Below are 9896 nucleotides of genomic sequence, written 5' to 3'. Positions count from 1 at the left end.
GCGGCGTTCAGTCGAAGGCGATGCCGCCCGGGGTGAAGGTCGCCCGGGCCCTGCGGGCCGAGTGGCACTGGATGTTCACCGCCACCGGGTTCTGGGTGATGTGGGTCGCGGCGATCTCCACATGGACGGCGAAGCTGGTGGAGCGGCCGCCGAGCCCCTGCGGGCCGATGCCGAGCTCGTTGACGGCGCGCGACAGCTCCGCCTCGATCCGGGCGCCCTCCGGGTCGGAACAGGCGGTGCGCAGCTTGCGGGTCGCCGCCACCTTGGCGAGATGCATGCACAGGTCCGAGGTGCCGCCGATGCCCACCCCGACGATGGTCGGCGGGCAGACGCGGCCTCCGAGCTCGATCACCCGGTCGATGACGAAGCGCTTGACCGCGTTGATGCCGTCCGAGGGCAGCAGCATCTGCAGGAACGAGCCGTTCTCCGAGCCCGAGCCCTTGGGGATCATCTCCACCGACACGGTCTCCGCCCGGTCGTCGAAATCCACGTGGATGATCGGCACGCGGATGCCGCAGGAGGTCTGCTCGTTCACCCGGGTGATCGGATGGACCACGGAGGAGCGCAGGGAATGCTCGGTGGTGGCGCGGGCGCAGCCGCGCCGGATCGCGGCCTTGAGGTCCACGCCCTCGACGCGCACGTCGCGCCCGATGACCACGTTGTAGATCGGGATGCCGGTGTCCTGGCACAGGATGTTCCGGGTGCGCTCGGCCACCGCGATGTTCTCCACCATGGTGCCGAGGATCGCCCGGCCGGTGGCGCTGGTCTCGTCGCGGGCGAGATCGGCGAAGCCCGCCTTGATGTCGGGGGGCAGGAGCTTGAGGGCGCGGACGTAGAGGTCCTTGCACACCGCTTCGACTTCGGTGAGGTCGAGGTCCATGCCGGTCTCCTTTCAGGGGTTGGGCTCAGGCGCCGCCGAGCAGGAACAGGAGCCCGACCGCGAGCCCCGCCGCCACGCAGGTCGAGACGACGAGCGCCGTGCGCTCGCGGCGCGCGAACCACTCGATGGCGAGCACGCGCAGGCCCAGGACCAGGTGCAGGGCGAGCGCGCTGACGAGGCCCCACTCGGCCACGCGCACGAAGCCGTTATGGGTGAGCCCGAGGAAGCTCTCGAGGCGGTCCGCCCCCTGGAGCGCCGTCCCGAGGGCGATGAAGTGCATCGGCAGGAACAGGGCGAGGGCGATCCCCGAGAGGCGATGCAGCAGGGCGGCGGCGAAACCGGCGCGGGGGCGCGCCGCGCCGAAGGCGCCGCGCCGGGGCGGGGCGGTCTGGGTCCCGGCGCTCATGCGACGTAGACCGCGAGCGCCGCGCGCAGGCCGAGGACGAGGAGGAGCGCCGAGACGGCGAGCATAGCCCCGTCGAGGGAGCGTCCGCGCCAGCGCGTCCACTCGCGCAGGATGCCGCGCAGGCCGATCGGCGCATGGATCGCCGCCGCCACGACGAAGACGCCGTAGAACAGGAGGAAGGCGAGGTTGCCCTGCGTGCGGCCGAGGATCTCCCCGGCGGTGAGGCCGCCGCGCACGGCGTACAGGATCGTGCCGAGATGGACCGCCACCGCCACCGCCAGGATCACGGCGGTGCCGCGCTGGGCCACGTAGAGGAGGGGGCTCATGCCGACCTCCGGAAGTGCCGGGCCCTGAGCCGCTTCAGGGCGGACCGGGCGGTGGCGCGCTTCAGGCCCGCGATGGCGAAGGTCGGCGCCAGGGCCTTCGGGCAATGCTCGGTGCAGCTCATGTGGGTGTGACAGGACTGGCAGCCCGCATCCCCGGACACGGCCGCGAGGCGCGCCTCCTGACCCCGGTCGCGGACGTCGTTGACCAGGGTCCAGGCCCGGTTGAGGGCGGCCGGCCCGAGATAGTCGGGATTCCACGTCACCACGTCGCAGGCCGCGTAGCAGACGCCGCAATTGATGCACTCGATGCCGGCGTCCACCGCCCGGCGCTCCGGCGAATCCGGTGCCACCAGGGCGAAATCCTCGGGCGGCGCGGCGCCCGGTTCGAAGGCGCCGTGGGCGGCCGTCCACTTCTCGAAGAACGGCTCCATGTCGACGGCCAGATCCTTGACCACCGGCAGGTTGCGCAGGGGTTCGAGGGTGAGGCCGTCATCCTCCGCCACCGTCGCGACCCGCGTGCGGCAGGTCCAGCGCGGGCGGCCGTTCACCATCATGGCGCAGGAACCGCACATGCCGACCCGGCAGGCGAAGCGGTAGGCCAGGGTCGGGTCCTGCTCGCGCTGGATCTCGGTGACCACGTCGAGGACGGTCTGGGCCGGGCGCCGCGCCACGGTGAAGGCCTGGAAGCCGCCGTCCCGCCGGATGCGCACCGCCAGCGTCGCGCCCGGCGCGGCTTCGACGGCGGGATCGGCCAGCGACGCCGGGGAGACCGGGGCGTTCATGGCTCAGCGCTCCGCCTTGGCGGCGGCGCCGGGAAAGAACAGGTCGCCCTGATCGGCGGCCTTGGCGGAGACGAGACCGGCGCGGTTCATGTAGTCGAGATAGGCCAGCATGTTCAGGGGCGCGCTGGTCCACTGGGTCTGCGGCGCCTGGATGATCTCCACGGCTTCCGCCGGGCTCAGCCGGGCGTTCTCGGCCTTGATCCACAGGGCCGCCACCTTGGCGGGCTCGGCCTTGATCAGCGCCAGGCTCTCCTCCAGGGCGCCCCGGAAAGCGGCCACGATCTTCGGGTTGGCGGAGACGAAGCGGTTGCTCGCCCAGACCAGGTTGAAGGTGTGCGGCCCGCCCAGCACGTCGTAACTGTCGAGCACCTTGCGGGCGCGGGGATCCTTCAGCTCCATTTCCTGGAACGGGGGCGAGCCGAAATGCGCCGTGATCTCGGAGCGTCCGCCGAGCATCGCCGTCTGCGCATCGGGATGGCCCATCGAGACCGTGAGCGGGTCGAGCTTGCCCTGCTGGCCGGGCCCGAAGGCCTTCTCGGCGGCCATCTGCAGGGTGATCGCCTGGATCGAACTCTTCACCGTCGGCAGGGCGATCTTGTCCTTGTCCGTGAAGTCCTTGATCGACTTGACCGCCGGGTTCACGCTCACCAGCCAGAGCGGCATCGCGTTCAGGGCGGCGACGCCCTTGACCTGCAGGTTGCCCCGCGTGCGCCCCCAGATCGTCAGCATCGGCCCGACGCCGCCGGCGGCGAAATCGAGGTTCCCCGAGAGCAGGGCCTCGTTCATGCCGGAGCCTCCGGTGAAGCGCAGCCACTCGGTCTTGAGCTCCAGGCCCTGCTGGCGGGCGTGCTTCTCGAGAAGCTTCTCCTCCTCCATCACGGTCAGCGGCAGGTAGGAGATGCCGAACTGCTTGGCGAGGCGCACCACCGGGGCCTCCGCCCGGGCGGCGCCCGAGCCGGCCAGAAGGCTCGCCGAAAGGCTCGCAGAAACCAGGGCCGCGGCTCCGCAGAGCCGGATGAGACGGCCGAGCGCCATGTGTTCCTCCTGCGTAGGCCCGAATTCTCTGGTCCGGTGCCGAGGGCCACGATAGCCTCGCATCGACCCCTGTCAACGGTCATATGTCATATACATGAGTTGCCGATGTCGAACCGAAGCCGCGGCGCCGCCGAACCCCTGGGTCCTTCCGCGGCCCCGTCGCCGGTCGAGCCCGACACCGCGCCCCTGGCGAGCCGCCCGCTCTACCTGCAGGCGCGCGACCTGCTGCTGCGCCGGATCGTGGACGGGACCTGGAAGCCGGGCGGCTACCTGCCGAGCGAGCCGCAGCTGGCCCTCGACCTCGGCGTCTCGATCGGGACGATCCGCAAGGCCATGGAGGACCTCGTCGGACAGGGCCTGCTGGAGCGCCAGCACGGGCGCGGCACGCAGGTGGTGCCCCATTCGAGCGACCGGTCGCGCTTCCGCTTCCTGCGCTTCGTCCACGGCGACGGCCGGCCGTTCCGCCCCGTGGCCCATGTCCTCTCGGCCGGGACCGCACGGGCCGACGCGCAGGACCGGGCCGCCCTCGGGCTCGGACCGGGCGCGAAGGTGCTGGTCCTGCTGCGCACCCGCAGCGAAAACGGCGTGCCGATGATCTACGAGCGGATCGCGCTGCCGGCCGACCCCTTCGCCGCATTGAGGGCGGAGCCCGGCACCGAGATGCTGGAGGAGATCTACGTGCTCTACCAGGCGCGCTGCGGCCAGACCGTGGCGCGGGCGCGGGACACGATCGCCACCGACCGGGCGGCCCCCGCCATCGCGGAGGCCCTCGGCTGCCCGCCGGAGACGCCCCTGCTCCTCGTGCGCCGGGTCGCGGTGTCCCTCGCCGGCGCTCCGATCGAGTACCGCCAGAGCTGGACCGCGGCGCTCCGCTACCGGTCCGACCTCGACTGACGGACGGAAGACCCGTCCGACCCGGCCCGCCTCAGGCCTGCATGCCCCAGCGCTGCAGGGTGTGGCGCTCGATGGTCTGGAAGATCAGGTTCTCGACGCAGAGGCCGATGAGAATCACCGTCAGCAGCCCCGCGAACACGTTGGGGATGTCGAGCATGTTCTTGTTCTCGAAGATGAACCAGCCGAGGCCGCCCGAGCCCGAACTGACGCCGAAGACGAGTTCCGCCGCGATCAGGGTGCGCCAGGCGAAGGCCCAGCCGACCTTGAGGCCCGTGAGGATGCTGGGGAAGGCCGCCGGGATCAGGATCTGGGTGATGAGCCGGCTGCCGCGCAGGCCGTAGTTGCGGCCGACCATCTTCAGGGTCCGGGAGACCGAGAGGAAGCCCGAATGGGTGTTCAGCGCGATCGCCCAGGTCACGGAGTGGACCAGCACGAAGATCAGGCTGCCGTTGCCCAGGCCGAACCAGATCAGGGCCAGCGGCAGCAGCGCGATGGCCGGCAGGGGATTGAACATCGAGGTCATCGTCTCGAGGAAGTCCGTGCCGATGCGCGAGCTGATCGCGATGCCGGTCAGCACGGTCGCCAGCAGGATCCCGAGGCCGTAGCCGATCAGCAGCACCTTGATGGAGCCCCAGGCCCGCAGCACCAGCGTGCCGTCCGCGATCCCGCGGGCGAAGGCCGTCACGGTGGCGCTGAAGGTCGGGAACAGGAGGTCGTTGTCGAGGTAGCGCCCGTAGGCCTCCCAGATCAGGGCCAGCACCGCCAGGATCACGAGCTTGCGCAGCCAGCCATGGTTGTAGAGGCGCTCCATGGTCGAGAGCGGCTTCTCGACGATGGCGCCGCCATAGGCGCCGCCGATCTCGCGGACGATCTCGGGGCGGGCGGGGCGGAGCATGACGGGCGACACGAGCACCTTCGCGGTCCTAGACATTCTCCGCCTCCTTGATCTCTTCGGAAAACAGCATCTGGTGGATGCGCTTCTCCAGCAGCAGGGTTTCCTCCGGCGAGCCGGCCGTGTTGAGCTCGGCCTTGACCTCGCCGGGGTGGGGCGAGAGCAGGAGGATGCGCGAGCCGATCTTGATCGCCTCCGGGATCGAGTGCGTGACGAACAGCACCGTGAAGCGGGTCTCCTCCCACAGGGCCAGGAGTTCGTCCTGCATCCGGCGCCGCGTCAGGGCATCCAGCGCCGCGAAGGGCTCGTCCATGAGCAGGATGTCGGGCTCCATCGCCATGCCGCGGGCGATGGCCACGCGCTGCTTCATGCCGCCCGAGAGCATGTGCGGATAGCTGTCGGCGAAGGCCGCGAGGTTGACCTTGTCGATATAGTGCATGGCCCGCTCGTCGGCGGCCCGGCCCGACAGGCGCCCCGAGGCCTCGAGGGCGAAGGCCACGTTCTGGCGCACGGTCTTCCACGGCAGGAGCTGATCGAATTCCTGGAACACCATCATCCGGTCCGGGCCGGGCTCGGTGACGGCCTGTCGCTTCAGGCGGATCTGTCCCTCCGTCGGCGCCATGTAGCCGCCGACGGACTTCAGGAGGGTGGATTTCCCGCATCCCGACGGCCCGAGCAGGACGAACCGGTCGCTTGGAAAGACTTGGAAACTGACCCGGTAGGTCGCCGTGACGAGATGATGAGGGGTCTTGTACTGCAGCGTGACGCCATCGACTTCAAGCAGAGGCTCAGTGAAGTCCGATGGCAAGCCTGTCACCAAGCTCATAACATCCTCCCTTAAGCCACGCGCATGGCGGCGATTCTGTTTTCGCGAGCGGTCTGAAGCCGCTTTTCATCCGAACGCCTGCCTCACCGGCACCCGAAACCTGGAGCGCCGCAGAGTGGCACGATCGCTCCGGTGCAGCCAGAGCCCTGGCGCCACCGCATGCCCGACCGAAATCGTCCGTCGCGACACGTGGATACCAAGCACGATCCTTTCTGTAAATATAATAGCTATCTATTATAAGACAGGAATAAAAGACCAATCACGACGCTCTGACGCCGAGAGACCGGGATTTCGCCGCTCCGCCGGAGGCGGATCGTCGCCGGCCACGGGTCGCGGGAGAGGGCCTACCCGCCCGCTCAAGTTTGCGCGCATTACGCAAATTTCTTGACGCGATGCGCGTTATGATCAGAATGTTCTGGGTCGCTTCCGACAGAATCGTGCGGTCGACGTCACGAAATCTTCAAAATTCAAAAAACTGCGCAAAATGCGCATGGAGGAGACGCGCATGCAGATTCCGATCAAGCGGGCCATCGAGGCGGTGCCGGGGGGCATGATGGTGGTGCCGCTCCTGGCCGGCGCCCTGATCGCCACGTTCTTTCCCGGCACCCCGAAGCTGTTCGGCTCGTTCACCGGCGCGCTGTTCTCCGGCGCCCTCACGATCCTGGCGGTCTTCTACGTCTGCATGGGCGCCAGCATCGATTTCCGCGCGACGCCCTACATCATGAAGAAGGGCGGCACCCTGCTGATCGTGAAGGTGGGCATCGCCATCCTGCTCGGGCTGGTCTTCGGGCAGGTCCTCGGCGAGGCGCCCGTCGCGGCCGGGATGTTCGCGGGCCTCTCCACCCTGGCGGTCGTCGCTTCCATGAACGACACCAACGGGGGCCTCTACATGGCGCTGATGGGCCAGTACGGCCGCCCGCGCGACGTCGGGGCCTACACCGTGATGTCCCTGGAGAGCGGCCCCTTCCTCACCATGGTGACCCTCGGGATCGCCGGGCTCTCGGCCTTTCCCTGGCAGACCCTCGTGGGTGCGATCCTGCCGCTCCTCGTCGGCATGATCATCGGCAATCTCGACCGGGAGATGCGCGACTTCCTCGGCCGGGCGATCCCCGTGATGATCCCGTTCTTCGCCTTCGCCCTCGGGGCCGGCCTCGACCTGACCAAGGTCTGGCAGGCGGGTCTGCTCGGCCTCGCCATGGGCGTCGCCGTGGTGGTCGTCACCGGCATCCCGCTGTTCTTCGCCGACCGGCTCACGGGGGGGACCGGCGTCGCCGGGGTCGCGGCGGCCTCGACGGCGGGCAACGCCGCCGCCGTTCCGGCGATCGTCGCCTCGGCCAACCCGGCCTATGCCGATGCCGCCGGGCCGGCCACCATCCTGGTGGCGGCCTGCGTCGTCGTCACGGCGATCCTCGTGCCGATCGCCACCGCCTGGGCCTCCCGCCGCTTCGGCGGCGCCGCGGCAGAGGCCGAGACCCCGGAGGTCGTCGCGCCCGCCCGACCCGTCGCCGGTCGCTGACATGACCGCCGCCGATCCGGGCCGCCGCTGGCTGATTCTCGCCGACGACCTGACGGGAGCGGCCGACTGCGCCATCGCCTTCGGGCGGCGCGGCCTCGGCGCGGCGGTGACCTGGGGCGCCGCCGCGGGCCTCGACGTCCGGGACCTCGCGGTCCTGGCCTACGACGCCGACAGCCGCGGCCTGTCCGCGGCGGCGGCGGCGGAGCGGCACACCGGCCTGCTGGGACGCTGGCTCGAACCGGACCGGCTCCTGTTCAAGAAGATCGATTCGACGCTGCGGGGCCAGCCGGCCGCCGAGACCGCCGCCACGATTGCGGTCCTGGCGGCCCGGACCGGGTCGGCCTTCGGCATCTGTGCCCCGGCCTTCCCGGCCACCGGCCGGACCACCCTGGGGGGCCGGGTCCGGGTCGGGGGCCGCCCCCTCGAGGAGGCGGAGGTCTGGCGGCGCGACCACACCTACGCGAGCGCCGACCTCGGGGCCGTCCTCGCCGGCGCCGGCATCCGCGGCCAGACAGTGGCGCTCGCGGCCGTGCGCGGAGCCGGCCTCGCCGCCGACCTCGCCCGGATCGCCGCCGCGGGGCCGGCCGTCGCGATCTGCGACGCCGAGACCGACGCGGACCTCGACCGGATCGCGGCGGCGGGCCTGTCCGTCGCGCCGGCCCCGTTCTTCATCGGCAGCGCGGGCCTCGCGCATGCGCTCGCCGCGCTCCGGGCCGAACCCGCCGGTGCGCCGGCCCTCCGCGCGCCGACTCTCCTCGCGCCGAGCCGGTTCGGCAGCCTGATCGTGGTCGGCTCCCTGGCGGCCGCCAGCCGGGCGGCCACCCGCAGGCTTGCCGGGCAGGACGGCGTCACCCACCTGCCCGTCACGCCCGAGACGCTGCTGGGCGAGAACGCGGACCGCGCCGCGTTCGCCGCGCATGTCGCCGCCATCCTCGAGGCCGGCGGCGACGCCCTGGTGGAGATCACCGCGGCGGGCGCCCCCGACCCGGCCCTCGGCCCGCGCCTCGCCCGGAGCCTCGCCGAGGCCCTCGACCCGGCGGCGGCCCGGATCGGTGCCGTCGCGGCCACCGGCGGCGAGACCGCCGCGGCGCTGCTGGCCCGTTTCGGCGTCGACGGCATCCGGCTCGTCGACGAGATCGAGCCCGGCGTCTCCCTCGGCCTGACCCTCGGACGCCTCGCCGTGCCGGTCGCCACCAAGGCGGGCGCCTTCGGCGACGCCGACTCCCTCATCCGCATCCGCGAGCGCCTGCGCGCCGCCAGAATCGAAGGACGCCTGTCATGACCCGCTCCACGATCGCGATCACCATGGGCGATCCCGCCGGCATCGGTCCGGAGATCATCATGAAGGCCCTGGGGCATGCCGAGGTCCAGGCCGCGTGCCGGCCCCTGGTCATCGGCGACGCCGAGCGCCTGCGGCAGGCCGGCCGGATCGTCGGCTCGGGCCTTGCGGTCGCCTCCCTGTCCGCGGCCGGGGAGGCGGATTTCGACGGCGGGGCGGTGCAGTGCCTCGACCTCAAGGTCGTGCCCGCCGACCTGCCGTTCGGGCGGGTCTCGCCGGTGGCGGGGGAGGCGGCCTATCGCTACATCGAGAAGGCGGTGGCGGTGGTGCAGGCCGGGCAGGCCCAGGGCATCTGCACCGCGCCCCTGTCCAAGGAGGCGCTCCACGCCGCCGGCCACAAGTTCCCCGGCCATACCGAGCTCCTCGCCCACCTCACGGGCACGCCGGAGGTCTCGATGATGCTGGTCTCGCCCAAGCTGCGGGTGATCCACGTCACCACCCATATCGGCCTCATCGACGCCATCGCGAAGATCGAGCCCGGCCTCGTCGAGCGCGTCATCGCCCGCGGCCACGCCGTCCTGGTGAAGGCCGGCATCGCCGATCCGAAGATCGGCGTCTGCGCGATCAATCCCCATGCGGGCGAGAACGGCCTGTTCGGGCGCGGCGAGGAGGCGGAGAAGATCGCCCCGGCCATCGCGGCCTGCCAGGCGAAGGGCTGGGACGTGCGCGGGCCGCTGCCCGCCGACACGCTGTTCTTCCTCGCCGGACGGGGCGACTACGACATGGTGGTGGCGATGTACCACGATCAGGGCCACGGCCCGATCAAGGTCCTGGGGCTGGAGGCGGGGGTGAACATCACCGTGGGCCTGCCGGTGATCCGCACCTCGGTCGACCACGGCACGGCCTTCGACATCGCCGGCACCGGGATCGCCGACGAGCGCAGCCTGATCGAGGCCCTGCGCCAGGCGGTCGGCCTCGCCCCGAAGGCGATCGCCGCCTGAGGCCGCGCCCGTCCCGCGGCGCGGCCGCCGATCCGGGCGAAACGCCCTGGCCAGCGGCC

General features: G+C 71.1%; 11 protein-coding genes. 4 read left to right on the top strand and 7 right to left on the bottom strand.

Annotation, left to right across the window (positions count from 1 at the left end):
* Nucleotides 1–7 precede the first annotated feature (7 nt).
* From ACLBWX_RS10810 to ACLBWX_RS10790, 5 genes are read right to left on the bottom strand one after another with little or no spacing between them, the layout of a single operon-like run.
* The gene (locus ACLBWX_RS10810) at nt 8–880 is read right to left on the bottom strand and encodes a fumarate hydratase (protein ID WP_447677063.1); all 873 of its coding nucleotides are present in this window, start codon (nt 878–880) and stop codon (nt 8–10) included.
* A 25-nt stretch (nt 881–905) separates the two neighbouring features.
* Entirely contained in the window at nt 906–1286 is a 381-nt protein-coding gene (locus tag ACLBWX_RS10805) for a succinate dehydrogenase, cytochrome b556 subunit (RefSeq protein WP_447677062.1), read from the bottom strand.
* The gene (locus ACLBWX_RS10800; RefSeq protein ID WP_447677061.1) at nt 1283–1612 is read right to left on the bottom strand and encodes a succinate dehydrogenase; all 330 of its coding nucleotides are present in this window, start codon (nt 1610–1612) and stop codon (nt 1283–1285) included. Before ACLBWX_RS10800 ends, ACLBWX_RS10805 begins: the two co-directional genes overlap by 4 nt.
* Nucleotides 1609–2394, bottom strand: coding sequence for a succinate dehydrogenase/fumarate reductase iron-sulfur subunit (locus ACLBWX_RS10795; RefSeq protein WP_447677060.1), 786 nt, complete (start codon nt 2392–2394; stop codon nt 1609–1611). The genes ACLBWX_RS10800 and ACLBWX_RS10795 overlap by 4 nt, the downstream gene beginning before the upstream one ends.
* 3 nt (nt 2395–2397) lie before the next feature.
* Nucleotides 2398–3429: an ABC transporter substrate-binding protein gene (locus ACLBWX_RS10790; RefSeq protein ID WP_447677059.1), complete on the bottom strand. Its 1032-nt coding sequence runs from the start codon at nt 3427–3429 to the stop codon at nt 2398–2400.
* Nucleotides 3430–3534: 105 nt separating this feature from the next.
* Here ACLBWX_RS10790 and ACLBWX_RS10785 point away from each other — a divergent pair, with 105 nt between their 5' ends.
* Nucleotides 3535–4323, top strand: coding sequence for a GntR family transcriptional regulator (locus ACLBWX_RS10785; RefSeq protein ID WP_447677058.1), 789 nt, complete (start codon nt 3535–3537; stop codon nt 4321–4323).
* A 31-nt stretch (nt 4324–4354) separates the two neighbouring features.
* On the opposite strand, the gene ACLBWX_RS10780 is transcribed toward ACLBWX_RS10785, so the two are convergent.
* Nucleotides 4355–5218 (bottom strand): ABC transporter permease, encoded by an 864-nt coding sequence (locus ACLBWX_RS10780; protein ID WP_447677111.1) that lies wholly within the window; start codon nt 5216–5218, stop codon nt 4355–4357.
* A gap of 28 nt (nt 5219–5246) precedes the next feature.
* Nucleotides 5247–6041, bottom strand: coding sequence for an ABC transporter ATP-binding protein (locus ACLBWX_RS10775; RefSeq protein WP_447677057.1), 795 nt, complete (start codon nt 6039–6041; stop codon nt 5247–5249).
* A 505-nt stretch (nt 6042–6546) separates the two neighbouring features.
* Between ACLBWX_RS10775 and ACLBWX_RS10770 the strand changes: the two genes are divergently transcribed.
* From ACLBWX_RS10770 to pdxA, 3 genes are read left to right on the top strand one after another with little or no spacing between them, the layout of a single operon-like run.
* The gene (locus ACLBWX_RS10770) at nt 6547–7557 is read left to right on the top strand and encodes a 2-keto-3-deoxygluconate permease (protein ID WP_447677056.1); all 1011 of its coding nucleotides are present in this window, start codon (nt 6547–6549) and stop codon (nt 7555–7557) included.
* A gap of 1 nt (nt 7558) precedes the next feature.
* Nucleotides 7559–8839, top strand: a complete 1281-nt coding sequence (locus ACLBWX_RS10765) for a four-carbon acid sugar kinase family protein (RefSeq protein WP_447677055.1) — start codon at nt 7559–7561, stop codon at nt 8837–8839.
* A complete protein-coding gene (gene pdxA / locus ACLBWX_RS10760) occupies nt 8836–9837 on the top strand; it encodes a 4-hydroxythreonine-4-phosphate dehydrogenase PdxA (protein WP_447677054.1) in 1002 nt (333 codons plus the stop codon). The genes ACLBWX_RS10765 and pdxA overlap by 4 nt, the downstream gene beginning before the upstream one ends.
* Nucleotides 9838–9896: the final 59 nt, after the last annotated feature.

It is taken from the genome of Methylobacterium sp. M6A4_1b (assembly GCF_053345175.1).
This window is presented reverse-complemented; position numbering and strand designations above follow the sequence as displayed.